At 68.5% G+C, this 23,919-nt stretch carries 26 protein-coding genes, 1 tRNA gene and 1 pseudogene; 14 read left to right on the top strand and 14 right to left on the bottom strand.

The genetic code is table 11. From position 1 onward, the window contains the following. Nucleotides 1-54: 54 nt before the first annotated feature. Nucleotides 55-603: a helix-turn-helix domain-containing protein gene (locus ACIQD6_RS15325; RefSeq protein WP_401882310.1), complete on the bottom strand. Its 549-nt coding sequence runs from the start codon at nt 601-603 to the stop codon at nt 55-57. A 186-nt stretch (nt 604-789) separates the two neighbouring features. Here ACIQD6_RS15325 and ACIQD6_RS15320 point away from each other — a divergent pair. The 4 genes and pseudogenes from ACIQD6_RS15320 to ACIQD6_RS15305 all read left to right on the top strand — a co-directional run bounded on the left by ACIQD6_RS15320 (nt 790) and on the right by ACIQD6_RS15305 (nt 2,820). Beyond that, a tRNA-Ala gene (locus ACIQD6_RS15320) sits at nt 790-862 on the top strand. Between the two features lie 105 nt (nt 863-967). Beyond that, nucleotides 968-1,273, top strand: coding sequence for a hypothetical protein (locus ACIQD6_RS15315; protein WP_401882307.1), 306 nt, complete (start codon nt 968-970; stop codon nt 1,271-1,273). Nucleotides 1,274-1,595: 322 nt separating this feature from the next. After that, nucleotides 1,596-1,991, top strand: a pseudogene (locus ACIQD6_RS15310) (site-specific integrase); the annotation flags it as partial. Between the two features lie 109 nt (nt 1,992-2,100). Beyond that, the gene (locus ACIQD6_RS15305; protein WP_401882921.1) at nt 2,101-2,820 is read left to right on the top strand and encodes a hypothetical protein; all 720 of its coding nucleotides are present in this window, start codon (nt 2,101-2,103) and stop codon (nt 2,818-2,820) included. Between the two features lie 807 nt (nt 2,821-3,627). On the opposite strand, the gene ACIQD6_RS15300 is transcribed toward ACIQD6_RS15305, so the two are convergent. From ACIQD6_RS15300 to ACIQD6_RS15285, 4 genes are all read right to left on the bottom strand, one after another. Further along, on the bottom strand, nt 3,628-4,080 hold the full coding sequence (locus tag ACIQD6_RS15300; RefSeq protein WP_401882305.1) for a hypothetical protein: 453 nt from the start codon (nt 4,078-4,080) through the stop codon (nt 3,628-3,630). Nucleotides 4,081-4,272: 192 nt separating this feature from the next. Then, on the bottom strand, nt 4,273-4,710 hold the full coding sequence (locus ACIQD6_RS15295; protein WP_401882303.1) for a DUF4259 domain-containing protein: 438 nt from the start codon (nt 4,708-4,710) through the stop codon (nt 4,273-4,275). A gap of 29 nt (nt 4,711-4,739) precedes the next feature. Then, nucleotides 4,740-5,609: a hypothetical protein gene (locus ACIQD6_RS15290; protein WP_401882918.1), complete on the bottom strand. Its 870-nt coding sequence runs from the start codon at nt 5,607-5,609 to the stop codon at nt 4,740-4,742. Nucleotides 5,610-6,016: 407 nt separating this feature from the next. Then, nucleotides 6,017-6,442: a nuclear transport factor 2 family protein gene (locus tag ACIQD6_RS15285; protein ID WP_401882300.1), complete on the bottom strand. Its 426-nt coding sequence runs from the start codon at nt 6,440-6,442 to the stop codon at nt 6,017-6,019. A 479-nt stretch (nt 6,443-6,921) separates the two neighbouring features. On the opposite strand from ACIQD6_RS15285, the gene ACIQD6_RS15280 reads away from it, so the two are divergent. The 6 genes from ACIQD6_RS15280 (at nt 6,922) to ACIQD6_RS15255 (ending at nt 10,500) form a co-directional block, all read left to right on the top strand. Further along, complete coding sequence (locus ACIQD6_RS15280; RefSeq protein ID WP_401882298.1) at nt 6,922-8,151, top strand: WD40 repeat domain-containing protein; 1,230 nt, start codon at nt 6,922-6,924, stop codon at nt 8,149-8,151. A 105-nt stretch (nt 8,152-8,256) separates the two neighbouring features. Further along, a complete protein-coding gene (locus tag ACIQD6_RS15275; protein ID WP_401882886.1) occupies nt 8,257-8,781 on the top strand; it encodes an MBL fold metallo-hydrolase in 525 nt (174 codons plus the stop codon). A gap of 134 nt (nt 8,782-8,915) precedes the next feature. Continuing rightward, nucleotides 8,916-9,377 carry a hypothetical protein gene (locus ACIQD6_RS15270; protein WP_401882295.1) on the top strand — a complete coding sequence of 154 codons (462 nt, stop codon included), beginning with the start codon at nt 8,916-8,918 and terminating at the stop codon, nt 9,375-9,377. Beyond that, on the top strand, nt 9,374-9,559 hold the full coding sequence (locus ACIQD6_RS15265) for a hypothetical protein (protein ID WP_401882293.1): 186 nt from the start codon (nt 9,374-9,376) through the stop codon (nt 9,557-9,559). Before ACIQD6_RS15270 ends, ACIQD6_RS15265 begins: the two co-directional genes overlap by 4 nt. Nucleotides 9,560-9,736: 177 nt before the next feature. Further along, a complete protein-coding gene (locus tag ACIQD6_RS15260; protein ID WP_401882291.1) occupies nt 9,737-10,168 on the top strand; it encodes a hypothetical protein in 432 nt (143 codons plus the stop codon). Further along, nucleotides 10,165-10,500 carry a hypothetical protein gene (locus ACIQD6_RS15255; RefSeq protein ID WP_401882288.1) on the top strand — a complete coding sequence of 112 codons (336 nt, stop codon included), beginning with the start codon at nt 10,165-10,167 and terminating at the stop codon, nt 10,498-10,500. Before ACIQD6_RS15260 ends, ACIQD6_RS15255 begins: the two co-directional genes overlap by 4 nt. A 57-nt stretch (nt 10,501-10,557) precedes the next feature. Here ACIQD6_RS15255 and ACIQD6_RS15250 read toward each other — a convergent pair whose 3' ends face one another. The 8 genes from ACIQD6_RS15250 to ACIQD6_RS15215 all read right to left on the bottom strand — a co-directional run bounded on the left by ACIQD6_RS15250 (nt 10,558) and on the right by ACIQD6_RS15215 (nt 18,875). Next, the gene (locus tag ACIQD6_RS15250; protein ID WP_401882286.1) at nt 10,558-11,211 is read right to left on the bottom strand and encodes a GPP34 family phosphoprotein; all 654 of its coding nucleotides are present in this window, start codon (nt 11,209-11,211) and stop codon (nt 10,558-10,560) included. Between the two features lie 122 nt (nt 11,212-11,333). Beyond that, the gene (locus ACIQD6_RS15245; protein WP_401882283.1) at nt 11,334-12,389 is read right to left on the bottom strand and encodes a S9 family peptidase; all 1,056 of its coding nucleotides are present in this window, start codon (nt 12,387-12,389) and stop codon (nt 11,334-11,336) included. Between the two features lie 612 nt (nt 12,390-13,001). After that, on the bottom strand, nt 13,002-13,886 hold the full coding sequence (locus ACIQD6_RS15240) for a TetR/AcrR family transcriptional regulator (RefSeq protein ID WP_401882280.1): 885 nt from the start codon (nt 13,884-13,886) through the stop codon (nt 13,002-13,004). Next, complete coding sequence (locus tag ACIQD6_RS15235; protein ID WP_401882277.1) at nt 13,774-14,397, bottom strand: TetR/AcrR family transcriptional regulator; 624 nt, start codon at nt 14,395-14,397, stop codon at nt 13,774-13,776. Before ACIQD6_RS15235 ends, ACIQD6_RS15240 begins: the two co-directional genes overlap by 113 nt. 156 nt (nt 14,398-14,553) lie before the next feature. Beyond that, nucleotides 14,554-15,231 (bottom strand): DUF3159 domain-containing protein, encoded by a 678-nt coding sequence (locus ACIQD6_RS15230; RefSeq protein ID WP_401882275.1) that lies wholly within the window; start codon nt 15,229-15,231, stop codon nt 14,554-14,556. A gap of 469 nt (nt 15,232-15,700) precedes the next feature. Beyond that, entirely contained in the window at nt 15,701-16,489 is a 789-nt protein-coding gene (locus ACIQD6_RS15225) for a heparin lyase I family protein (RefSeq protein WP_401882272.1), read from the bottom strand. Between the two features lie 58 nt (nt 16,490-16,547). After that, nucleotides 16,548-17,744, bottom strand: coding sequence for a glycoside hydrolase family 105 protein (locus ACIQD6_RS15220; RefSeq protein ID WP_401882270.1), 1,197 nt, complete (start codon nt 17,742-17,744; stop codon nt 16,548-16,550). Nucleotides 17,745-18,407: 663 nt separating this feature from the next. Next, a complete protein-coding gene (locus ACIQD6_RS15215) occupies nt 18,408-18,875 on the bottom strand; it encodes a MarR family winged helix-turn-helix transcriptional regulator (RefSeq protein ID WP_401882267.1) in 468 nt (155 codons plus the stop codon). 168 nt (nt 18,876-19,043) lie between these two features. Here ACIQD6_RS15215 and ACIQD6_RS15210 point away from each other — a divergent pair, with 168 nt between their 5' ends. The 4 genes from ACIQD6_RS15210 to ACIQD6_RS15195 all read left to right on the top strand — a co-directional run bounded on the left by ACIQD6_RS15210 (nt 19,044) and on the right by ACIQD6_RS15195 (nt 22,725). After that, complete coding sequence (locus tag ACIQD6_RS15210) at nt 19,044-20,264, top strand: MFS transporter (RefSeq protein ID WP_401882264.1); 1,221 nt, start codon at nt 19,044-19,046, stop codon at nt 20,262-20,264. 53 nt (nt 20,265-20,317) lie between these two features. Further along, nucleotides 20,318-20,734, top strand: coding sequence for a heme-binding protein (locus ACIQD6_RS15205; protein WP_401882262.1), 417 nt, complete (start codon nt 20,318-20,320; stop codon nt 20,732-20,734). Between the two features lie 138 nt (nt 20,735-20,872). Next, nucleotides 20,873-21,697 carry an aldo/keto reductase gene (locus ACIQD6_RS15200; RefSeq protein WP_401882259.1) on the top strand — a complete coding sequence of 275 codons (825 nt, stop codon included), beginning with the start codon at nt 20,873-20,875 and terminating at the stop codon, nt 21,695-21,697. Nucleotides 21,698-21,930: 233 nt separating this feature from the next. Continuing rightward, a complete protein-coding gene (locus ACIQD6_RS15195; protein ID WP_401882256.1) occupies nt 21,931-22,725 on the top strand; it encodes an SDR family NAD(P)-dependent oxidoreductase in 795 nt (264 codons plus the stop codon). 115 nt (nt 22,726-22,840) lie between these two features. On the opposite strand, the gene ACIQD6_RS15190 is transcribed toward ACIQD6_RS15195, so the two are convergent. Next, nucleotides 22,841-23,530 carry a lytic polysaccharide monooxygenase gene (locus ACIQD6_RS15190; RefSeq protein ID WP_401882253.1) on the bottom strand — a complete coding sequence of 230 codons (690 nt, stop codon included), beginning with the start codon at nt 23,528-23,530 and terminating at the stop codon, nt 22,841-22,843. Nucleotides 23,531-23,919: the final 389 nt, after the last annotated feature.

The raw sequence follows: 23,919 nt of genomic DNA, 5'->3' as shown, positions 1-23,919 counted from the left end.
CAGATCCCGATGCCCCGGATCCCTGCGGGTCCGCGATGATCCGGGAAACAGGAACTAGCTCTGGTGGGCCTCGTAATGCGCGACCGCTTCCGCGGTGCGCCCGGCGCCGTAGACCCTAAGGAACTCTGCCAGTTCGGGCTGGGTCGCCGCGAGGGTGTCCGCCGCGTCGATGATGTCGCCGGCCCCGGCGACCGACCGCAGCAGGGACTGGATCTCGCGAACCACCCTGCGCACGGTCGGCGCTCCCGAACTGTTCGTCGTCTGGGCGGTGCCGGTGAGAACCGAGCCGCCCTGCGACTTCTTGATCTCCGTCATCCGGTCCGTGGCCTCCCCGGCGCTGACACTGCCGTCGGCGACCTGACCCGCCAGATCCTGCAGGGCCTGGACCCGCTGGACCACCGCGGGATTGCCGATCTTGGCACGCTGACCGCTCATCAGCTGAGAGAGCATCGGTGCGGAGAGCCCCAGCACCGCGGCGAGCCGGGCCTGGTTCAGGCCCAGATCATCGATGAGACGACGGAAGAGCGCCCCCAGCGGCTCGCCGTACCAGCTCCGCTGAAGCTCTCTGGCTCTTGCGGTCGATTCCTGTTGTACTGCATCCATTCGCGTCTCCCCATCGCTTCCCCAATGCGGCAGCTTCGCTGCTGCGAACCTCGTGGGGCATCTTACGGAGAGTGGTCGCGCACGGGGAGCCCCAATCGTTTTGCGGGATCACGGGGTACACCCGGTACTCTGGTCGCGGTGATGGACGAGCCGCTTTCCGCTGCTCGACCGTACCCATCCCGTCCCGGGGCCTTAGCTCAGTTGGTAGAGCGCTGTCTTTGCATGGCAGATGTCAGGGGTTCGACTCCCCTAGGCTCCACGACTTGAGAGGTCCCCTGACCTGCGGAAACGTAGGTCAGGGGACCTCTCTGTGTTCATAAACGTCAGCACCGTGTCAGCACCGGTCTGATTTACGGTGCGTCCCATGGTGTACATCAGGAAACGGGACAAGCGCGACGGAACGGCGAGCTTCACCGTCATGTGGAGGGCCGGCGGAGCCCGTGGTGGCAAGCAGGAGTCCGAGGTCTTCGAGGACGAGACGGCCGCCGAGCGCTTCCGTGACCTGGTGAACGGCCACGGTCAGCAGTGGCCGCCCGGGTGGGCGCGGGGGCGAGGGTTCGTGTCCGACCTGCGCAGGCCGGACACGATGTTCGAGCCCTTCGCCCTGGCCCACATCGACCGGCTTACCGGCATTCAGGGCGATACTCGATCGAAGTACAAAAAGCTGTGATCGACAACATGTCGCCCTGGTTCAAGCCGTACTCGGTCGAGGACGGCGAGGGCAGCATCATCCGGGACATGGTTCAGGACTGGGTCAACGATCTTCAGAATGGCCGTGCCGCGCCGCTGGACCCCCTGGCCGGAAGGCGAGGACCACGTACAAGCCCAAGACGATCGCCAACCAGCACGGGCTTCTGGCCGCTATCTTGCAGGCTGCCGTCGATGCCGAGCCATCCCTCCGGGCATCCAACCCGTGCGCAAGGACACGCTTGCCCCGGCTGGATGGCGAGGAGGACGAGGAAGAAGCAGTCTTCCTCGAACGGGACGAGTGGGTGTGGATCCACGAGTGTCTCGGCGTGGACCCCGAGGCTCAAGAACTGACGGAACTGATCACGGAGACCGGGTTCCGCTGGGGCGAAGCCATTGCACTCCAGCCCCGTGACATGCGACGTCGCAACGGGCGCCCTGCGATCCGCGTCCAGCGCGCGTGGAAGCGGGGCGAGGACGGGAAGCCGTACATGGGCGCCCCGAAGTCCAAGAAGTCCCGCCGGACGGTCGTCATCAGGTGGAGCCTGTGGGAGAGGCTTCAGCGCCGGGCCAAGGGGCTCAAGCAGAACGATCTTCTTTACACCAGTCCCGAAGGCGGACGATGGGACGCAGGAAACTTTCGTCGCCTGCGATGGCAGCCCGCCATCGAACTCGCGGCGGAGAAGTACGGCCTGATCAAGCGGCCCAGGATCCACGACCTCCGGCACTCGCACGCGTCGTGGCTGATCGCCGCGAAGGCCGCTGCCCGCCATCCAGGCCAGGCTGGGGCACGAGTCCATCACCACCACCGTGGACCGGTACGGTCACCTCCTGGACGCCCTGGACGACGAGGTCATGGCCGCTGTCGAATGGGCCATGGATCCGACCGCACCGCTGCCGGGCTTCCTGCTCCACTCCGGTCTCGCTACCGCCGTCCCGCACCAGCGGAGCGCGGTCGCCTCCGACCCGTGGACGGACATGGACGAAGGTGAGGAGCTTCGCGGGACGGTTGGCCCCGTATTCGTCCTCACCCTGGCGGGCCGCGAGATACCGTTCGCCGACCGCCGGCATGCCCAGGACGTCGCAGATCAATGGGACGGCGACCGTGCAGGGAAGATCGCGGAACTGCGAGCCCGGGGCTGGACCGAAGAACTCACCAACCGAATCAGAGCCGCCGGCCCGGAGGTGCGCGAACGGTGGACCGGCGGCGGACAGGTCTGGACCCGGATGCCGGACCGGCAGTTCGTCCACCACCAGGTGGCCTCCTTCAGCCCGGACGGCAGCCTGTCCTACGAGCCCCAGCCCTTGGCCAGCCGATGGGCCTGGGAGTTCGAGACCGACCTCTACAGCCACAAGGCCGCACAGATGCGCACCGAGTTCCGGCCGGGCCCGGCAGCCACTACGGAGGCGTACGCCCGAGGGACCAATAAGGCGGCTGTGCAACTGGCTTTCGAGAGCGCCTGCGAGAAGGCCCGAGACGTATGTGGGCAGAGTCCGTATCTCGACCTGGTGAATAGCGTGGGTTCGTAGCGCTCTGCAAGACGCGGATGGCCTCTGCGGTGGATTCGATACCGTTCAACCCGTCGTGCTCACGGGTGGGCAGGCGGAAGGCTGCCTGTCGGCTCAGAGGCCGGGGACGGATATGGACGCCGCATGGGCCGCCGTGGTGGCCCGGATGATCGGAGCCATGATTGGGGGCTCCACTACATACTTTGGTCCGGCGCGGGCCCAGAGCCGATCCCCCGCAGCCAGTTCGGTGTGACGCTGATCCCAACTTCGTTCTCACCCGCTGAGCGACCGGCACGTGTTGCGGCACCGATGGCGCGGGAGCGGCCGGCTGGGCCGCGAAGGTCGGCCAGGGGGCTGCCGGGATCGCGGCGGCGGGCCAGCCATTCGGCGCGGTTCTCGGCCGCTGTGCCCAGTCGGAGGTGAGCGGGCTGCTGGCAGGAGTGGTTGTCGCAGGTGTGGCAGACCGTCGGGCTGTCCGTCCCCCAACCGAGGCGAGGGATAACGCCGTGCGCCAGCTGGAACCCGTACCGGTGACCCGGCACAGTGCCGCGTCGCGTCCTGCCCGGCCGCGAGGCGGCCCTGAAGCCGGCGTGGCCGGTGCTGGAGATCCCGCCGAGGAAGAACCAGCAGTCCTCGGTTGACGAGGTGCGGTAGACCTTGGCCCAGTAGCGGGCCCGAACGGACTCGTTGGCCAACCAATCAGCCCACTCAACCGCCGGTATGCGTACGGGAGTCGGTTCACCAACGAGAGCAAGTTGTTCGTCAACGGGAGCGGGCCCGGATCCGTTCACCGCTGCGAGCGGGAAGAGTCCGGGCCCGAAGTCGTTCTCAGGCGGCATCGGCACGGCCGTCGTCCGGTGGCGAGACCGGGGTCGGCGCGTCGAAGGCCGGATGGGACGGGGGCGACGCCCCTGCCCGGGGCCGAGGGGCCCGACGGGAGCGTGGCGGGCGTTCGGCTCGGGCGCGCAGGGACTCGGTCACCTCCTTGGCGCGCGCGGCGGTAACAGGCTTCGCTTCACGTTCCAGTTCCTCCGCCGGCACACCCAGCAGATCCGCGACCAGGCCTGCGTCGTTGTCGAACAGCCGCAGGACGACCGCAGCGGCCTCCCGCGCCGCAATATCAGCTTCGTCCTTCGCACGTGCCGCCTTCACCGCGGCCTCGCGCGTGGTCAGGACGTTCGCCGCCGCCATCTCCCGTACCTTCGCCTGGAGCGCTTCGACAGCACGAACCCGCCGCCGCAGCTCTCCCGCGCTCACCGATCCTGCCGGAATCGTGCTCACCTGAGCCTCCAGTCTTGTTCGAAATCGCTGCTCATCGCGCGCACCGTAGGCACAGGTCCGCGGACATCTCGAACCGGCGAAGCGACGTCGATCAGGGCGGTGACAGGAGGTCTCGGCCAGTACCCCTCTGGCTTTGTACACGAGTTGTGGTTCTGGCTCAGGTTGTGTGATCGGTGACGCTGGGTAAATGGGTCAGAGATCGAACAGCGAGTCTTCCTGCAGTTTGGGCTCGGGTGCGAGGACGGCGCGAAGGCCGCCAATGATCTGCCGCCACCTCGGACCATCCGGTGTCTCGTCCCAGAGCTCGGCGAGCTCGGACGTCTCGGCAACCACCCGGTCCAGCGCCTCGACAGCAAGCGGCTGAAGATCGTCGGCAAAGATCGGCAGGACTTCGTCGGGCCCGTAGCTTGTGCTGATCGGCTCACCGCCCGGGCACTGTGCCGCGATCAGAGCGACGGCAGCGACGGCCTCTGCCCCTTCCGGGCTTTCGAGGTAGTTCCGAGTCTGGATGGTGCGGGTCAGGGTCGCCCGCACGAGACTCTCGCGCTTGTCCTTGGGTGTCTCGTCCAGGGTGTAGGCGAAGTCCGCGGCCATGTCATTCTCGAACGGGCCGATATCCCAAGTGCCCATTGTGATCTCCTCGCGTCAAAGTGCGGTGATCATCGCATCGGCCACTGACATTGGCTGTCATGAGGCAAGCAGGACACGTTTCCGTAGAAGCGCGAAGCCTGCGCGGCCGAACATCTGGCGCTTGAGCATCTTGATGCGGTTGACATGCCCTTCCACGACGCCCGAGCTCCAATGGTCGCGAAGGACCGGACGTGCCTGGTGAGGGCGTCGATTTCGGGGCAGTTGGCCAGTACGTTCTTCAGGTGGAGGTGTTCGGTCTCGGAGAGGGTTTCCGGGCGGCGGAGGACCCACCCGGCGACGGCCCGGGGCGAGGGCGGACGGGCTGTCACGGGCCGTGGCGAGGTGCGCTTCTGGCGGAGGTAGGCGCGAACGCGCTGGTAGCTGCACTGATAGCCGAGCGGGACGATCTCTTCCCACAGTTTCCAGGCGTTGGTGCGACCCTCGTTCCAGCAGTCGTCGAGGTAGGGCTTGTACTCGTCGAGGACGGAGGCCCGGGTCTGCCACTGACCGGTGAAGAGGTCTTCCGGCCGGGCGGCGTCCGCGTACCGTTTGACGGTTCGGCTCGTCATGCCGAGCTGCCGCTGGATCGCGCGACGGCTATGACCTGCCTCGACCAGGGCATGGATGGTGGCGTGGACGGTTCGGGTGCGGTCGGCGAACCGGTGGCCGGTCGGCCACGGTGAGCCGGACGACTCCTCAGTCGGGTCGGTTTCCGCCTCGGTCGGTTCAGGCGTCTCGGGCACCAGGACTCGCAGACATTGCCGGTGCTGGGCGATGCTCCGCTCGGCGGCCTCGCTGAGGTTGTGCCAGAGGTGCCACCGGTCCGCGACCTGCACGGCCTGCGGAGCACCGGCGCTGGCTCCCCCGGCGAAGAACGGTGCACGGTCCCGGCAGACCACCTCGATTCCAGCAGCTGGAGTGCGACACTTCGTCCCGCACTCGGAACATCAGCAGGAAACCGCAGGTAGGAACCGTGAACCCGGGAAGACCACGCTCCACAACCCGGACACGAGGCACCCGCGGCCGTACACCGCACATCAACACGCACTATCGCGATGTTCACGTCTACCGACAGCACCGCGACGTCTGCGATCGACGGGAACAACAACGCATCCAGCCGGAGCAAGATCTCATTCACAGCACCGGACTGTCAGCCCAGTCACTCGCGCCACTGCTCGTTTTGAGGCAACTTCCCGAGGTACCACAAGGAGTTCAGTCGTCACTCACAGCGCTCGGACCACACAAACCGAGCCAGAAGCACTACTGCTCGATAAAGCCAACCGCACTGCGGCCAGGCCGACGATGACTACTGCGGAACCTCGCCGAAGATCATGCGGTGCCCACGTGCAGTGTCCATGTACTCGCGAACCCGGTGGATCAGTCCGTCCCGGAGCTCGAAGACGAAGCAGTAGTCGTTGGCGTAGTGGCTGCCGTCGGCCAGAGTCGCGGTCATGGTCTCCTCCACGACCACCCGCTCACCCTCGGCGTAGAAGCCGTGAAAGGTGACGGTGACGTCCTGCACGAACATGCGAGGGAAGTCCTCGGCGAGGAAGTGCACGATCGCCTTCCTGCCGATCAGATGGCTGGGGCTCTCCAGCGCGACGGCGGTGGCGTTCCCCGGGGGCGCCAGCCACTCGGCGTCCTCGGTGAAGACCGCGGAGATCCGGTCGGCATCGTGGCTGGCGAACGCCTTCCAGGCGTTCTCAACGATTGCGTGGCTCTGCTGTGACATGCCCGCGACCCTAGGTCGCCCAAGGCGAAGGGGCTGGCGGTTCTCCGACATCACCCCCTGGGACCTCGGGACTGACCCGCCCGCCTTGCGTAGTCCGCGCCGCGCTCGGTACGGGTGCACGGGCTGTCGTCTACCTCTGGAGCACAATCTGTAGGCCCCAAGGCCCACCACACAAGTTGAGCCAGAACCCGAGTTGTGACGTCGTTTGTCGATGAGTTCGGGAGTCGTCCTGATGCCAGTCAGGTCGACGTTCACGACTACGGGAGGCGCACGCCGTGGACGTGTGTGGTGCGCGGTTACCACTTTGCTGTGGTGCTTCCGCTCGGTGCGCCCGGGGCTCGTGGGCGTGTTGCCTGACCTACTGGGATTCGACCCGCTTTCTGGTTTTTTACCAGGTGAAATCAAGGTTCGCAGGTTCGGGGTGTGGACGCCGTGGGCAGCCTGCCGACGGCACCGTGACTACGAAGGGCAGGGCCTACATGAGCACGTACTTCTTCTACATCGCTCACACCGGTAAGGGAACGAACGGGAACGGGGTCTCGGCCATCGATCCGGCCACCGGGCAGATCCATGCGACCGTGTCGCTGGGAGCGCCGGGGGTGGGAGGGCTCGTTGCCGCGCCCGGGGCGTCGGTGCTGTACGCGCTGGTGGACGACCAGGCCGAGGTCCGGATCATCGACTTGGACACGCTCGCGGTGACGGGGTCCATCGATGTTCCCGAACTCCGTGGCCACGCGCTCGCCGTCGCCCCGGACGGCAAACGCCTGTACGTCGCGCACGATGAGGGCGTGGCCGAGGTCGACACGGCCACCCGCACTGTGGAGCGCACCCTGGCCAATGGTGACGATTCCGCGGTCTACGGGCTGGCGCTCTCCGCCGACAGCCGTTTCCTCTATGGCGTCGGCCGCCATTGTGTGGTCCGCTTCGACCTCACCACCGGCACGTCGAAGTCGGGCCCGGAGCTGCGCGGCCTCACTGCTGTGCTCGTCTCCCCGGACGGCAACCGCCTCTACGCGACCGCCCCCGGCAAGGCGCTGTACCTGCTGGATGCCTCCGAGCTCACGGTGGCCCACACGCTGGAGGGCTGGCCCGAATGGGGGCAGGAAGTGCTGAGCCCGGACGGCAAACGGCTCTTCGTGACGGACCCGGGCTCGGACGGTGACTGGGGAGGAGTGGTTGACACCGCGTCACGCGAAGGGGTGGCCGACTTCGCCCAGGCTCCCGCCGGACGAGAGGACCTGCTCCCGGTGGCCCTCTCCCCGGACGGCACGGTGGTGTGCACCGCACACCGCAAGGCGGTGACCGTCGGCATTGATACGGACAGCAAGTCGCACTCCGATGAACTGCCGGGTGAGGCCGTGGCCATCACCGCCGCCGCACCCCTGCGCCCGCAATCCACCCGCCTGGAGACCGGCACCGCCCGCACCCTGGTCCCCCTCCGAGTCGAGGGCCTGACCGCCCGCCTGACCACCACCGGCGGCGCCCCGGTCAGCGGCGCACGGCTGCGCTTCACCTCCGCCGGCGGCCTGGACCTGGGCACCGCCACCACCGACACCGACGGCCGCGTGACCCACACCACCGAACTCCTCCTGCCCCTGGACCCCGACACCCGCGGCATCGACACCAGCCACCTGACCGGCCCCTACAAGGTCACCTACCCCGGCAAGCCCGCCTACGAGCCCACCGAAGCCGAAGGCACCCTCGACTGACCTGCCCCAGCTCCGCACATCCGCAGATGGGTGACCCCACCGTCGCATGGCCGCGACAGTGACTCCCGAACTCATCGACAATTGATCAAGTGAGGGCGGCCCGCGCTGGCCCGCCGCTACGAGCAGAAGGCCGGGAAGATCACCGACGTTCTGATCACCCACCTCGACCATGTCGCGCACGCCCGTAAATACGCCGACGCCTTCAAGGCCCGGCTGTGGATCCACGAGGGGGACCTGCACTCCCTGCCCGATGCGGACCACATCATCCGGGGCACGGAACCCGTCGAGATCGGGCCGGGCGCCATCGCCCACCCCTTCCCCGGGCACGCGCCGGGCTCCACGCTCTTCATCGCGGACGAGAAGTTCTGCTTCACCGGCGACGCGTTCTTCTGGTCGAACGGCCAGCAGACCCTCGAAGTGGCCCACAGCGTCGTCTACGACTCGATCGAGACGCTCGCCGCGTCCGTGGCCCGCGGGGCCGAGGAGCTGACCTTCGAGTGGGTCCTGCCCGGCCACGGCGATCTGCACCACCTCCCCGCCGATGAGATGCGGGAACGGATGCGCGGCCTCGGCCGCCGCGCCGCGACCTACCCCGCAGAGCCCATCGACTACGGGGCCGTCCGCTACTGACCGGTCGGCCAAGGGCCCGGGGGCGGGCGCGAGGACCCGCCCCTGGACCCACACCGCACGCGTACTTTGTGACACCTCACACCGAAAACGACCCACCCCCGGAAACGACCCGAAGGACTGGCTGAGCAGCAACCATGAGCGACACAACGAACACGACAGCGAGCGGGCCCGGATCACATACCGCCGGCCCGTGGGCGGCGCTGGCCGCCCTGTCGCTGGGACTGTTCATGATCGTGGTGGACATTCACCAGCCGGCTCGACGACCGCTACGGCCCCAAGCGGGTCTTCGTCGCCGGGCTGGCCGTGTTCACTGCGGCTCCCTGGGCGCCGGACTCTCCACCGGCGTGGAGACGCTGGTCACCGCCCGCGCGGTGCAGGGCCTGGGAGCGGCGTTGCTGACCCCGCAGACCCTGACCCTCACCACTCATCTCTTCCGGGACGGCGACCGCGGCCGGGCGATGGGAATGCTCGAGTACGGGCGTACGCCGACACCGAACCCCGAATCCCGAGCGCGTCGTCATCGAGATCACGATCGACCGGGCCATGGGCCGGGCCCGCTTCCCCAGTCGAAGGAGACGGAAGTCGCGTCCCGGTGAAGGCGTTTCTCGAGGACCAGATCGACGACACTCTGCTGTCACGTACGCGTGCGCTGTTGATCCAGAGGAACTGTCCGTTCCTCAAGGACCCCTGGAATGAGTCCGACTCCGTGATGGACGAGTTCTACCGGGGATTCGCCGAAGTTCTGCAGCGTCTCATCGGCCAGGAAGTGACCCGCTGAAGCGGGTGTCTCGGTCGGCGGGCTGTACCCGTTGTCCAGATTCTCACGGAAGTGAACTTCGCCAGGTTATGCGCATTCTTTAGCTTGCCCAGCCCTGCGGAAACGCTTGGCGCGGGAGACAGGAAGAACCATGCGGCTCTGTGTGTCCGCGAAACCGGACCAGGGGGAGGGAACGCAATGCCGACGCCTTTGATGGGCCTGCTCCTGCTCATGAGTGTGGTGGCTGTGCCGACGTGCATCCTGGCGATCGTTCTCATGTTGAGGAACCCACCCCGTTCGCTGTCCAAGATCTGTGCGATTCTCGCCCTGATCTTCGGTTTCTCGGCCACGGCCGTGTACTGCTACGGCTGGTTCACCGTCACCCTGGGGGGACCGTTCCCGGAGCTGTGCGAGGACAGGAACGCGTCCGGCGCTCAGTTGGCAAGCCTGCAGCAGGACTACTGGCCCCTTCGCAACGCCTGCATCTATTCCGACGGCTCGACGGTGGAGCACGTTTCCATGTCGATCAACGTGTTCGTCTACGTGCCGGCTGGTCTTGCCGTCCTCCTGATCTGTGCCGCCGTGTTCCTGTACCGGCGGGCACGACACATTCCCGAAGGAACCTCATGACCATCGAATTCTCGCGGCGCGCCGTACTCAAGCAGCTCACCGGCGTCGCTGCCGGAGCCGCACCGGTCTCCGGGGGAGGCGCACTGCTCGCTCCCGCCACCGCCGTCGCCGCGGACACCACGTGGCGAAGATCGACCTCGGCGAACGGCGGGAGCATCCCGAACTCCCGTTCTTCGTTCACCGGCACCTGCGACATCCAGGGAACCGGCCTGACCGTCGTCCTGCGCGAAGGAGACACCGCAACGGTCTACGGGCAAGGGACCGCCTTTTCTCCCTGGAGGATCCCTGGGCTCACGCGAAGCCGGCCGGCACCCCCGGCACCCGCTCGGTGAACACCGCGGACGCGTCCGCTCGTACCACGACCCCGCCCACGGCACACTGCCGCGCGCTCAGGCGCTCCAGCCGCCGCCGACCGCCCGGCTCGACAGGTACGAGTCGCGCAGCGCCATGCGCAAGCCGGGGACGATCTCGTCGAACCGCGTGGCGAGCGCCTTGAGCGCCTGCTTGTGGGTGCGGAGGTCTTCGCGGCTCCACACGCAGGTCACCTCGAGCTCGGCTGCGAACACGGCCATGGCCAGCTCCTCCAGCGGGATCGACGCCGGGACGGCTCCGCTCAGCACGGTGTCGCGTACCCGTTCCTGGAGGGCGCGCACCTTCTCCGGGTGGGCGACGGTGACACGGTCGGTCGGGATGAGTCCCATCACCTTGCCGCGGGAGACGGCGACCTCTCCCGCGGTGGAGAGCTGGTCGCGGACCGGTGTCTCCGCGGTGTGGGCCTTGTTGTGCACGAACTGGAGCCAGCCCTTCGGCTTGCTGTCGGGCAGGTCGCCCCACACCGCGGCGGTGAAGGAGTCGTCCGGCGCCTTCCCGGGCTTTCGGACCACCTTCCCTCCCGTGGCGCCGAGCAGCCCGTCGCGCGCCAGCTCGGTCAGGGCGCCGGCGCGCAGCAGCTGGCCGCGGCCCTGCAGGTTGTCGAGCTGGAACTTGCCCTTGTCCACGGTGTAGCAGAGCAGGTAAAGCCGCTGCGGAAGCGTCTGGATCATGGTGTCTCCCAGGAAAGGATGAGGGTCGGCGGGACGGTCGTGTGCCGGGCGCAAGTCCGCCCTGGAGCACCACCGGTTGACGGCTCGGTCTCAGGTGGCATACGGCACGGAGCCGAGTGGCCTCATGCCTTGTGGGCCTCGAAGCCCAGGTGTTCTGCCAGGAAACGTTCCGCTGCGGCGTAGAGGGCGATCACGTTTTCCGGGTTCTCGATGGCGTGGCCTTCGTCCTCCATGACGGTGTACTCGACGGGGACGCCTCGTGCGCGGAGGGCTTCGACGAGCTGCTCGGACTCGGCGAGGGCGACGCGGGCGTCGTTGGCGCCGTGCACCACCATCAGCGGTGTGCGGATCCGGTCGACGCGGCTGATCGGGGAGCGGGCCAGCATGTCGGCCTCCTGCTCGGGGTCGGCCGGGTCACCGACGTAGGTGAACCAGTTGTAGGCGAGCATCGGTTTGACGAAGTCGGACTGGCTCCGCATGAAGTTGGCCAGGTCCGAGATGCCGACGATGTCGACGGCGGCGGCGAAGACGTCCGGGGTGAAGGTGACACCGACCAGTGACGCGTAGCCGCCGTAGGAGCCACCCATGATGGCCACGCGGTCCGGGTCGGCGTATCCCTGGTCGACCGCCCATCGAACGCCGTCGATGAGGTCGTCGTGCATCGTGCCGGCGAACTCCCCGACATTGCCCCCATTGCCCCCATTGCCCCCGGGGTTCTGGGCGAGGGTCACGAGGTCGCCGGTGGCGATGTCCAGTTCGACCAGGTCGAACTGGGCCCGGTCGCGCAGGTTCAGCTGGGTGATCACCTTGCCGGGCCGCCCGGCGGGCAGGTCCAGTCCCATGGTCCGCACCCCGGGACAGGGCGTGAGGTCCACCGCGGCGGCGTCCGGGTTCTCCAGGTCGACACGGTAGAGATGCACGTTCTCGTCGCCGCCCTGGTCTCGGCAGTAGAGCAGCCACCTCGGGTCACGGGTCCAGTGGTAGCTCACGACTCCGCGGTCCTCGGTGGTCACGCACCGCGCGTCATCCGGCGCGTCGACGCTCTCGATCCAGACGTTCATACGGTTCTTCCACAGCGCCAGGTACGCGATCTTCTTGCCGTCCGGCGAGAGGGTGGTCTTCGCGCGAGGCGGCGGCCCGAAGAACTCCTTGACGGAGATGGTCTCCCGCAGTGCCATGTCGATCCTTCCTGGGGTCGGCGCCCGGTGTCGCAGGGAGGCGAGGGCAACAACCTTCCTGTCACTTAATGACAGTGTCACTAAATGACAAAAGCTGCAAGCGCGCACTCATGAAACGTCCGGCCATCAGGCCGGTGCCTTCGCCGTCGCGCCGGCCATCGGTGTGGAGCGGCTGGTGACGGAGCCGACCCCGCACAGTTCACCGACGCCTCGGAACGCGTGGCACGTGCCGTCCGCAGGGCCACGGGAGGGGCCGTGGGGAACCGGTCGCCGCCTGAGCCGGCCCATCCCGAAAGCCCCATCCCGAAAGCCCACCCGAAGGTCTGTCCCCGCGGCCCCGGGTGCTGGACGGCTGTACGGGCACGGCGCCGCCCCGATCCCGTGCCCGTACGGCCGCCCCAGAACGAACCGGCCGTCACGTACCCCACCCGCCTGGACCCCGTCGGTGGTGTCCTCGGCCCTGATCCGTCGGCGGGTGTGCGGATGTCACCCGGGCGCGGACGTCCAGAAGCGGTTCAGCACCGCTGCGGACCGGCGGGAGGCCGCGACCGAGGCTTGTCTCGACATCCTGCGAGCCGGCCTCGTACCCGCCCCCTGACGTCCGGAGCCCGGTCATGTCCGACGAGCAGGTCTCCTACGCCCTGTCCCCGGACAGGGCGTAGCGCCGTCGTCAGGGCTCCTGCCGTCAGGGCAGGTGTCCCCCCGGACCCGTCGTCCCGTCCGCGGCCTGTTGTCGTCGCTCAGGTGGTGACAGGATCCCCCACGGCTCCGCCGGTGGCCCTGCGTACCGCTTGCGCGATCCGGGCAGGGACGTCGGCGAAGTCCCGGGGGTCGGCGCCCCCCCAGGATGGCGGCCCCGATGTTTTCGTTGAGGACCCGCAGGGCGGCCGAGGCCGCAGCGGCGTGCAGGCGTACGTCGAGGTCCTCGGCCGGAAGCCGGAGTCGTTGCGCGATGATCTCGGCCATCTCGCGCTCCACCTGGTCGCAGGCCATCAGCCAGGCCGTACGGATGGCCGGCTCGGTGTCCGCCAGCCGGATCATCTTGACCGCGAGCGCGGTGTCCATCCGCTCCACGTCACTGGCCTCACGGCCGAACCTGTTGCTTTCCGCGGCGAAGTGCACCTCCAGCGAGAGTTGCGGAGGCCAGCTGTGCAGCGTGGACATCTCCCACTCCACGCCCTGCGTCACGATGGGCTCGGCGCAGCTCTCCTTGCTGCGGAAGTGGCGCCAGATGGTGCGCGTCGACAGGCCCACGGCCTCGGCGATCTGGTCGCCGCTGGTCGCGTCGACCCCTTGCGCCCAGAAGAGCCGGGATGCTTCCCGTGAGACATCCAGCTGCGCCCCGGTGGTGTCCTCGCGTACGGATCTGAGGCGCGTACGGATCTCAGGTCGTGGCCGCGTCTCCCACGGCGCCTCCCGTGGCGTTGCGGACCGCCCGGGCCAGGAGCTGGTGCGTGTAGGCGAATTGGCGCGGGTCGGCACTGTTGAGCAGGGCATCGCCGGTCTCCTCGTTGACGACCCGTAGGGCGCCCGAGGCGGCCGCCGCGTGCACCTGCACCCTGATGTCGTGGGCCGGCAGGTTCAGTCGGCCTGCGATGATCCCGGCCAGTTCGCGTTCCACCTGGTCGCAGGCCATCAGCCAGGCCGTGCGGAGTGCGGGCTCCCTGCTGGTGAGCGCGATCATCTTCACCGCGAGCGCGTCGTCGGCGTGCTTCGCTCCGTCGGTGTCGCGGGCGTACCTGCTCATCTCATCGGCGAGATGGTGCTCAAGGGAGAGTTCGGGTTTCCAGCGTCGCAGGGCGGCCATCTCCCATTCGACGCCGTGCGAGACGATCGGTTCGGCGCAGCTCTCCTTGCTGCGGAAGTGGCGCCAGATGGTGCGCGTCGACAGGCCCACGGCCTCGGCGATCTGGTCGCCGCTGGTCGCAGCTACGCCCTGCTCCCAGAAGAGACGCGAGGCCTCTCGAGAGATCTCCAGCCGGATTCGGCGGCGTCGTTGCTCGCTCATCCCAGATCCGACGCGATTGTTCACCTGCACGGGTTCACCTCGTCATACATCCGCGAAAGAAGGGGACGGCCGTGGTCACCCCGCCGTGCTGAGGCGTGTGCCGGACGGGCCGTGGAGGGCCGGTCCGGCACGGGCGAGGAGCGGGGAGGGCGTCGGTCAGGCGCGCTGGGCGGGCAGCAGGCCCACGGCCTTCAGCCGCTTGTCGGAGGCCCGGGCGGCCCAGGCGACGGCCAGGAAGCCGACGGCGAGGAGCGGGTAGCCCATGGCGATCTTGGCGAAGCCCAGCGAGCCGACCTCGTCGGCCTGGTAGAGGTACTGCTGGACGACGAACCGGGCGCCGAAGATGGCGGCCAGCGCCAGGGTGGCGATGTCGTAGTAGATCCGCGAGCGCTTGTCCGCCCGCCAGGCGGTGCCCTTGCCGGTCGCCGAGTTCCAGATCAGGCCGGCCAGGGGCCACCGCAGCAGCACGGAGAGGACGAAGGCGACGGCGCCGACCAGGCTCAGCCAGATGCCGATGAGGAAGAAGTCCTTCGCGGATCCCGTGTACCAGGTGATGCCGGCGGCGATCGCCACGCCGAACACGCCGCCGAGCGCGGGCTGGATCGACTCCCTGCTCATCAGCCGCTGCACCCCGATACCCAAGGCGACGAGCAGGGCGGCGAGGACGCCCGCCTTGAGTCCGCCGACGTTGTTGCCGACGACGAACACCACGGGGGGCAGCGCCGAGAAGATGAGCCCCTTGGTGCCGCCCGCCTGCTCGAGTGCCGACTTCTGCTTCCGCCGGTCTGTCGTCTGCATGTCGGTCGCCGCCTCCTGGGGACTGGTGGTCTGCATGATGATCAGCTCTTCCGGGTTCGTCTGGGGCGAGTCACTTTGGCACTGAACGACAGTCTGGCAGTAAGTGACGAACGAGGCCACCCCGCGCGCTATGACCTGGGTCACTTATCGGCGGGGTTGCTGCTCAGCGAGTCGCCCGTCGTCAGGTACGGCGGCGCGGTCCGTGCGGCGGGATCGGCGATCACGGTCCGTGCGGCGGTTCGGTGATCGCGTGATCGCCGGCGACCTGTCCCGGGCCGACGGTTCGGCTCCGACCAGCCGCGGTGTGGTCGGATGCCCCTCGCGGACCGCTCGTGGGCCGCGACCGTACTCGTCAGCGCCGCGCCCAGGGCCGCTCCAACGCCGCCACCACTGTCCGCCACCGCCGTCCGCCGCCGGAGTCGGCTACGTGCCGATCCGGACCCGGACGAAGGTTGGTGCTCCAGGAGTCCCCCCATCGCTTGTGCTGCCGCACGGGACTGTCCGGTCAGACGAGTTGGTAGCCGCGCAGATTGGTGAGGAGGAGATAGCAGTCCTGCAGGGACCCCGAAGTGTCGCCCAGAGAGCGGTAGATGCCCCACTTCGGGCGCACCCGGTCGGCGAGGAAGGTGTCGACACCGGTCTTCGACGCGTCGATGACGGTGGTCGAGCCGCTCTTGAGGATCCAGCGCACCGAGCCGGCCGAGCCGTCGCCGACCTTGATCTGGAAGTCGACGTCGGTCCATTTGTCGTGCAGCGGGTCGAGGCTGGTGCGGCCCACGAGAGTGTCGCTCTCGAACAGCTTGAGCTCGATGGTCTGTGCCCCGTTCACCCGGCGCAGGGACTGCACGACGATGGGCGAGCTGCCGGTGCCCGGCTGCTTCATCTGCATGATGTGGGTGAAGGTGGTGGTCGCCTTCAGGGAGCTGGGGATGTACATCGAGTACGTGATCCGCCAGGTCTGGCCCGAGGTCCATGTGAGGTAGTTGCCGCCGCTGCCGTTGCGCAGACCGGTGACCTCCTGGCGCTGGCGGTCGGTGGACGTGTCCCGGTCGACCGTGTGCATGTTGAAGCGCCAGTTGTTGCCGATGGCGAAGATGTGCGGCTGACCCGACGTGTGCGAGTCGGCGCGGTCGTCCTCGATGGTCTCGAAGGCGCCGAGGCCGTTGCCGCTCGCCGACGGCGCCCACCTCTGCTGCCAGGAGGCGGCGTGCGCGACGCCGGGCAGGGTTCCGACGGTGGCCGCCGCGGCGCCGCCGAGTGCGGCGCCGAGCAGGGTCCTGCGGGATGTGCTCATGACTGACTCACCTCGTTCTGCGTGGGGGGTGCCGCGCGGCTGGGGAAGCGGACGGGTGTCATCCGCTGCCGGGCCGCTCCGTCCTGAGCTGCTCGTTCATGATCAGAAAAGCGCCGAGGCCGTGGAAGTCATTGGTCTCCCTGGGCCGTGCGATGTAGAAGTCGTAGTCGCCGACGTTGGTGCCGATGGAGATGTCGGTGAGGTTGGTGCGGCCGTCGGAGCCGAGCGACACCTTGGCGAGGACGCCCTCGTAGCCGCGCCGCGCGACGGACCGGTAGTGCGCGTCGACGTACCCCTGCTGGGCGCCGCGCGAGAGGGCGTAGGTGAACATGCTGGAGCAGGAGGTCTCGGTCCAGCTGTCGCTCCGGCTCCCCTTGTCGATCACCTGGAACCACCGCCCGGTGCCCGGATCCTGGTACCGCTCCAGCCCGGCGGCCAGATCCCGGAGGATGCCGACGAGTTGGGGACGGCGTGCGTGCCCCGTGGGGAGGGCGTCGAGCACGTTGACGATCGCCATCGAGTACCAGCCGACTGCCCGGCACCAGTGCTCGGGGGCGAGTCCCGTCCGCGGATCGGCCCAGCTCACGGTCTTCGACTCGTCGTAGGCGTGCCGCAGCAGCCCGTTCGGCACCTGGAGGTGGCGCCCGTAGACGTAGAGCTGCCTGGCCGCCTCGTCGTTCGCGTAGGCCGAGTCGCCGAACTCCTTGCCGTACTCGACGAGAAACGGGTTCACCATGTAGACGCCGTCCGACCAGAGCTGGTGGGCGCGGCTGCTGGTGTCGGCGTGCCAGAAACCGCCGTCGGCGGTCCGCGGGTAGCTGTTCAGCCGGTCACGGATCTTCTTGGCCGCCTTGCGGTAGCGGTCCTCGCCGGTCTCGTGGTGCAGGATCACCAGCAGCCGGCCGGCCTGCATGCTGTCGAGGCTGTCGAAGTTCTGGTCGATGGTTCCGTCGTCGTGCACGAAGCGGTCGACGTAGCTCTTGATGTACGAGAGGTACCGCGGCTCGTGTGTGCGCAGGTAGGTGAGGTACTGGCCGTAGAGATACAGGCCCACGGGATACGACCAGCCCCCGATGGTGCTCGGTGTGAAGCGGGCCGTGGTCGAGTCGACCATGGCCACGGACCAGTCCGTGGCTGCGGCCGGGCGGGTGACCGAGGAGTGCCGCGGGGCCGTTGGCGGGGTCGCGGCGGAGACCGTCAGCAGACTCGCGGTGGCGAGCGCTCCCGCCGTCAGGGCGGCACGGAGACGGCTCATGATTCTCCTGCTTTCAGGACTCGGTCCTCCGATGCTTCCTGAATGCTTCGTTCCGCACGTTGGGTACCGAAGGGTTCCTCGCTCATGGGGTGTTCTCGCTTCCCTGGAAGGTGGGGGTGCGTGGAGTACGGAGAGACTCCACGCGGACGCCGACCGTTCACATGTATGCACCAGGTTCATGCACCGGGTTGAGGGGTGTGGAACAGAGTCCCGGTCAGGCCAAGCGTGGTCAATGGTCCGGACCGATACGGGCGGATCCGTTTCCGGCCAATCTCCCCTCGGCGCAAGGGGATTGACGGCGCCCGGGGGTGGGGCCGTAAGGCGGCCGGGGGGTGGGGCCGTAAGGCGGCGGGGCCGTCGCCGTGATCTCGGCGTGGGGGCTACGGCGATCTCGGCGTGGGGCCACGGCGACGACGCCGCATGCGGCCTCCTCGGCGTGGGGCCACGGCGACGACGCCGCATGCGGCCTCGTCGATCGAGCGGAGCGCCAGGGAGGACCGGAGGGGCTGTACTTCCGTCCCGTGCGCCCGTCGGGTCTCACCGGGATCGGTGCGTGCTGCTTGAGCAACGCATGCCGGCCCCCGTGTTGACACGTCAACACGGGGGCCGGATCGAGCCGGACTCGGCAGAGCTGATGCCGAATCCGGGGGTTGGGTCAGAAGGTCACATAGGGGCCGGACGGCTCTGCAACTGCTCGACCGCGTGGACGAGGGGGGCGAGTTCGGGTGCGGCGGCTGCCGCGTCGAGCGCCTCGCGCAGGGCCGTGTTGTTGGTGGGGCGGGCTTCCTCCAGCAGGCTCCTGCCCTTGTCGGTGACGTCGGTGTAGATGCCGCGCCGGTCGGTGGGGCACAGGTAGCGGGAGAGCAGGCCGCGGTTCTCCAGCCGGGTGACCAGGCGGGTGGTCGCGCTCTGGCTGAGGACGACGGATTCGGCGACCTGGCGCATCTGCAGGTGGCCGCCCTCGCCCTCGTGCTGCCGGCTGAGGACATCGAGCAGGGAGTACTCGCGTGCGCTCAGGTCGTGTGCGGACTGGAGCGCGCGTTCGATGCTGCCCTCGATGCGCCCGTGCAGCAGCGAGAGCGCAGACCAGCTGTGGGCGAGAGCGGTCATCGCGGGGTCTGTAGCGGTCATGTCGGCTTCCTCGGTCCGGGCGGTCGACTGGGGCGCACCGCGCAACGGCACCCCTTAGTCGCATACGCCACTATACCGCGTTTGCCATATGCCGCGTGTGCAATTATTGTTCATGCTCGTAAGGCGCTTGCGCATTACTTCCTCGTCTGCATTGTAAGGACATACGTCATGCCGCTCGCACTGCTGGCCCTGGCCATCGGGGCCTTCGGGATCGGTACCACCGAATTCGTGATCATGGGGCTGCTGCCTCAGGTCGCCGGAGACCTCGGAGTCTCCGTGCCGACGGCCGGCCTGCTCGTCACCGGTTATGCGCTCGGTGTCATGATCGGGGCGCCGATCATGACGGTCCTCGGTACCAGGATCTCCCGCAAGAACATGCTCATGCTGCTCATGGGCCTGTTCATCGTGGGGAACGTCATCTCCGCCGTGGCTCCCGTCTTCGCCGTCATGCTCATCGGCCGGGTCGTGGCCTCGCTGGCCCATGGCGCCTTCTTCGGTATCGGCTCCGTGGTCGCCGCCGAGCTGGTGGCACCGGAGAAGAAGGCCGGGGCCATCTCCCTGATGTTCACCGGGCTGACCGTGGCGAACGTGGTCGGCGTCCCGCTGGGCACGTTCGTCGGCCAGAGCGCGGGCTGGCGCGTCACCTTCCTGATCGTCGCGGTCCTCGGTGTCGTCGGCCTGGCCGGTGTCGCCAAGCTGGTCCCGGACCTCCCCAAGCCCGAGGGCGTACAGCTGCGGCACGAGATGGCGGCGCTCACCAACCCCCAGGTGCTGCTGGCCATGGCGATGACCGTGCTCGGCTTCGGCGGTGTCTTCGCCGCGATCACCTACATCGCGCCGATGATGACCGAGGTCAGCGGCTACGCGGACTCCTCCGTCACCTGGCTGATGGTGCTCTTCGGGCTGGGCATGGTGGCCGGGAACCTCATCGGAGGACGGTTCGCCGACCGCCGGCTCATGCCGATGCTCTTCACGGCCCTGGGCGGTCTCGCGGTCGTCCTGGCGCTGTTCACCGTCGGTGCGCCGAACAAGGCCGCGGCGGCCGTGGCCGTCTTCCTCATCGGCGCGCTGGGCTTCGCCACCGTTCCCCCGCTCCAGAAGCGGGTCCTGGACTACGCGCACGACGCCCCCACTCTGGCGTCGGCCGCCAACATCGGCGCCTTCAACCTGGGCAACGCCCTCGCCGCCTGGCTCGGCGGCATCGTGATCTCCGCCGGATACGGCTACACCGCCCCCAACGCCGTCGGAGCCGTGCTCGCCGCCGCCGCTCTCGTCCTCGCGTTCGTATCGCAGCGCCTGGAGCACCGCTCCGGGCCCGTCGCCGCCCGGTCGCGGCAGCCTGCCACCGGGCGGGCCGACACGCCGGACGCCGAAGTCGTCCACCACTGACCCCCGGCGCGCGCCGCTGCGGCGGAGCGCCCCCTACGCAAGGAAAGACCTACATGAGCACCACCTCAGTCGCCCCACTGACCACCGAGGACGCGGACGTGCTCGTCCTCGCCGCCCGCCGCGCCGCGGAGGTGGCCGGCGTGCCCGTCAGCGTCACGGTCCTGGACGCGGGCGGCCACCTGCTGGCCTTCCGCCGGGACGACAGCGCCGTGCTGATCTCGGGCGAGACCAGCACCCGTAAGGCGTACACATCTCTCCAGCTCAACGCCCCGACAGCCGACCTGGTGGATCTGGTCAAGCCCGACGGCCCCTTCCACTCCCTTCCCACCGCTCTGGACCGGCCCCTGCTGTTCATCGCGGGCGGCGTACCGGTCCACCGGGACGGACGGCTGGTCGGCGCGCTCGGGCTCGGCGGCGGCACCCCCGAGCAGGACCACGGCTTCGCCACGGTCGCTCTCCAGGCGCTCTGAACCACGCTCGGCCACTCAGGAAGGCGAGAGAGCCGCGCTCACCGCGAACCCCCTCACCTTCCTCTCCGCTCTCCCGCCCCTCTTGAGGGGCCTCGCGCACCCGGCGCGAGAAAGAACATTCCAGAAAGGGCATCCATCATGACGTCGATTCCGAATGTGACGCTCAACAACGGTGTCACCATGCCGCAGCTGGGCTTCGGTGTCTTCCAGGTCCCCGACGACGAGACCACCGCCGCGGTCAGCAGCGCCCTGGAGGCCGGCTACCGCAGCATCGACACCGCCGCCATCTACGGCAACGAACGCGGAGTCGGCCGCGCGCTGGCCGACTCCGGCATCCCCCGCGAGGAACTGTTCGTCACCACCAAGCTGTGGAACGACGACCAGGGCTACGACGCGACCCTCGCGGCCTTCGACACCTCCCTGGAGAAGCTCGGCCTGGACCACGTCGACCTCTACCTGATCCACTGGCCCACTCCGGCCCGTGACCGGTACCTCGACACCTGGCGCGCCTTCGAAAAGCTGCTCGCCGACGGCCGGACCCGCGCCATCGGCGTGTCCAACTTCCAGGTGCCCCACCTCCAGCGCCTGCTGGAGCACACCGGCATCACCCCGGTGGTCAACCAGGTCGAGCTGCACCCCGCCCTCCAGCAGAACGAGCTGCGCGCCTTCCACGCGGAGCACGGCATCGCCACCGAGGCATGGAGCCCGCTGGCCCAGGGCGCCGTGCTCGGAGACCAGGTCATCGTGGACATCGCCGACAAGCACGGCGTCAGCCCCGCCCAGGTGGTGCTGCGCTGGCACCTCCAGACCGGCAATGTGGTCATCCCCAAGTCGGTCACCCCGGAGCGCATCCGACAGAACCTCGACGTCTTCGGCTTCGAGCTGAGCGACGACGCCATCGCCGCGATCGCCGGCCTCGACACCGGCACGCGCACGGGACCGGACCCCGACAGCCTCAACTGATTCACCGACATCAACTGCCATGCTGATCACGCGGACGCACTCACCAGGCAGTCCGCGGATCACGATCCCCCTTTACCCCCGGCAGGCAATGCCGCACCGAGGAATCCCCGTCACCGCGTCCGCCCACCGGCGGGCCAGGGGGAGCCTCGGCTGCGTACGCACCTGCCGCCGTCGAGCGCTCCGGCGGCAGCCACATGCCCGGGCGCTCACCGTTCCAGAGAGGGCATAGCACCGTGAAAATCGACCTTTCCGGCCGGACCGCGCTCGTCACCGGTTCCACCCAGGGCATCGGTTACGCCATCGCCGCCGGTCTCGCCCGCGCCGGCGCGCGCGTCGCCGTCAACGGCAGGCGCGCCGAGACGGTCGAACAGGCCGTGCGGAAGCTGCGCACCGAGACGGACAGCGACGACATCGTCGCCGCACCCGGCGACCTGGCGGACGAGGGCGGCACACGAGCCGTTCTGGACGCCGTTCCGCAGGTGGACATCCTCGTCAACAACCTCGGCATCTTCGGCGCGACCCCGCCGCTGGAGATCGACGACGCCGAGTGGCGCCGCTACTTCGAGGTCAACGTGCTCTCCGCCGTGCGACTGATCCGCGCCTACCTGCCCGGTATGAAGGAGCGGGGCTGGGGCCGCGTGCTCTCGCTCGCGAGCGACTCCGCCGTCGTCGTCCCTGCCGAGATGATCCACTACGGCATGACGAAGACCTCGCTGCTCGCGGTCAGCCGCGGTTTCGCCAAGGAGGCCGCCGGTACGGGGGTCACCGTCAACTCCGTGATCGCCGGACCCACGCACACCGGTGGGGTGGAGGACTTCGTCCGCCAGCTCGTCGGCGACGAACTGCCCTGGGACGAGGCTCAGCACCAGTTCATGGTCGAGCACCGCCCCCAGTCCCTGATCCAACGCCTCATCGAGCCCGAAGAGATCGCGAACATGGTGGTCTACCTCAGCTCGCCCTACGCCTCCGCGACCACCGGCGGCGCGCTGCGGGTCGACGGCGGCTACATCGACTCGATCCTGCCCTGATGCCACCGTCGGCCGGGCGGGCGCGGGTCCGCCGGTCTGACGCACCGTGACCGGGCCGCAGGCGCGTCTGCGCCTGCGGCCCGGTGTGCGGTGACGACTCGGGAGCCTCGGCGGCTCAGGTGAAGTTCACGTCACTGCACAGGAAGTACGTCTGGTCCATGTGCGAGGCCTGCCAGATCGTGTAGACGACGTGCCGGCCGCTGTAGCCGCTGGTGGTGACGGGGATTTCGTAGTTCTGGCTCGGCGCGTACCGGTCGGTCCGTTTGACCAGTTGCAGATCGTTCCAGGTCAACGCCTGCTTGGTGGGGTCGAAGCCCTGCCGGGTGACATACACGAGGAAGTAGTCCGCGCCGTGGACGGCCTGGTCGTACAGCTTCACCGTGAAGTTCTTGGCGACGTTCGTGGTCTTCCACGCGCCGGGAGTGTCCATCGAGTTGTAGCGGCCGCTCTCGGTCCGGCCTCCGCTGCACAGCTGCCCGTTCGGAATGACCGCCTGGAAGTTGCCCGCGGAGCCGTCGCGGTAGAGCCCGTTCCAGTTCCACATGGCGTTGGGGTTGTCCTGCCAGGCCTGCCAGCACATCGGGTCCAGCTGTGCCATGGCGGGGTTCTGGAAGTCGCTGCCCCAGCGCAGCCAGCAGCCGTAGTTGCGGGACGAGGGGTCGACGACGGATCCGTGGGCGGAGGCGGTGCCGACCGACGGGATCAGACAGATCAGTAAGGCGGAGAGCAGACCGAAGGCCCACAGGAGCCGTGACGGCGGTCTGTGATGCGCACGATCGTTCCGGGACGTGCGGGACGGATTCATGGGGGATCTCCTTCTTCCGGTAGTGGGGTCCGGTATGGGAGCGCTCCCAGATTATGATTGGGCTGCATGGCCGCCTAGGTCTGAAACGCGCCATCGAAGGTGCGGGGGAAGCGCGGGGCGGCTCCTGGAGTAATGGGCCGCCCCGCCGTTACGAGCCGGTTCCGGCGAACTGGGCCGCTTGAGGGACTGCCGTTCGGTGCGTCTTACGAAGAACGTCTCGCGTTTCCGTAAGCGCTTCGCGGGGCGGCGGCAGTCCGTGTCACAGAGAAGGGGGGGGGGGGGGGGGGGGGGGGGGCCGCCGCCCCCCCCCCCCCCGCCCACCCCCCCCCCGGGGGGGGGGGGGCGGGGCCCAGTAAGGGGGGGGGGGGGGGGGGGGACGGGGGGTGTGT

This window comes from Streptomyces sp. NPDC088400 (assembly GCF_044753355.1).
Taxonomy (GTDB): domain Bacteria; phylum Actinomycetota; class Actinomycetes; order Streptomycetales; family Streptomycetaceae; genus Streptomyces.
The sequence above is the reverse complement of the archived record's forward strand: the minus strand, read 5'-3'. Positions and strand labels throughout refer to the sequence as shown.

Bases quoted from the DNA above. Each gene is read 5' to 3' on its own strand.
- ACIQD6_RS15240 (WP_401882280.1), bottom strand. From the start codon at position 13,886: ATGCCCTGCTCAACAGTGCCGACCCGCGCCAATTCGCCTACACGCACC.
- ACIQD6_RS15280 (WP_401882298.1), top strand. From the start codon at position 6,922: ATGAGCACGTACTTCTTCTACATCGCTCACACCGGTAAGGGAACGAAC.
- ACIQD6_RS15225 (WP_401882272.1), bottom strand. From the start codon at position 16,489: ATGAGCACATCCCGCAGGACCCTGCTCGGCGCCGCACTCGGCGGCGCC.
- ACIQD6_RS15200 (WP_401882259.1), top strand. From the start codon at position 20,873: ATGACGTCGATTCCGAATGTGACGCTCAACAACGGTGTCACCATGCCG.
- ACIQD6_RS15285 (WP_401882300.1), bottom strand. From the start codon at position 6,442: ATGTCACAGCAGAGCCACGCAATCGTTGAGAACGCCTGGAAGGCGTTC.
- ACIQD6_RS15245 (WP_401882283.1), bottom strand. From the start codon at position 12,389: ATGGCACTGCGGGAGACCATCTCCGTCAAGGAGTTCTTCGGGCCGCCG.
- ACIQD6_RS15220 (WP_401882270.1), bottom strand. From the start codon at position 17,744: ATGAGCCGTCTCCGTGCCGCCCTGACGGCGGGAGCGCTCGCCACCGCG.
- ACIQD6_RS15230 (WP_401882275.1), bottom strand. From the start codon at position 15,231: ATGCAGACCACCAGTCCCCAGGAGGCGGCGACCGACATGCAGACGACA.
- ACIQD6_RS15315 (WP_401882307.1), top strand. From the start codon at position 968: ATGGTGTACATCAGGAAACGGGACAAGCGCGACGGAACGGCGAGCTTC.
- ACIQD6_RS15255 (WP_401882288.1), top strand. From the start codon at position 10,165: ATGACCATCGAATTCTCGCGGCGCGCCGTACTCAAGCAGCTCACCGGC.
- ACIQD6_RS15325 (WP_401882310.1), bottom strand. From the start codon at position 603: ATGGATGCAGTACAACAGGAATCGACCGCAAGAGCCAGAGAGCTTCAG.
- ACIQD6_RS15270 (WP_401882295.1), top strand. From the start codon at position 8,916: ATGAGCGACACAACGAACACGACAGCGAGCGGGCCCGGATCACATACC.
- ACIQD6_RS15250 (WP_401882286.1), bottom strand. From the start codon at position 11,211: ATGATCCAGACGCTTCCGCAGCGGCTTTACCTGCTCTGCTACACCGTG.
- ACIQD6_RS15215 (WP_401882267.1), bottom strand. From the start codon at position 18,875: ATGACCGCTACAGACCCCGCGATGACCGCTCTCGCCCACAGCTGGTCT.
- ACIQD6_RS15190 (WP_401882253.1), bottom strand. From the start codon at position 23,530: ATGAATCCGTCCCGCACGTCCCGGAACGATCGTGCGCATCACAGACCG.
- ACIQD6_RS15205 (WP_401882262.1), top strand. From the start codon at position 20,318: ATGAGCACCACCTCAGTCGCCCCACTGACCACCGAGGACGCGGACGTG.
- ACIQD6_RS15235 (WP_401882277.1), bottom strand. From the start codon at position 14,397: ATGAGCGAGCAACGACGCCGCCGAATCCGGCTGGAGATCTCTCGAGAG.
- ACIQD6_RS15295 (WP_401882303.1), bottom strand. From the start codon at position 4,710: ATGGGCACTTGGGATATCGGCCCGTTCGAGAATGACATGGCCGCGGAC.
- ACIQD6_RS15210 (WP_401882264.1), top strand. From the start codon at position 19,044: ATGCCGCTCGCACTGCTGGCCCTGGCCATCGGGGCCTTCGGGATCGGT.
- ACIQD6_RS15260 (WP_401882291.1), top strand. From the start codon at position 9,737: ATGCCGACGCCTTTGATGGGCCTGCTCCTGCTCATGAGTGTGGTGGCT.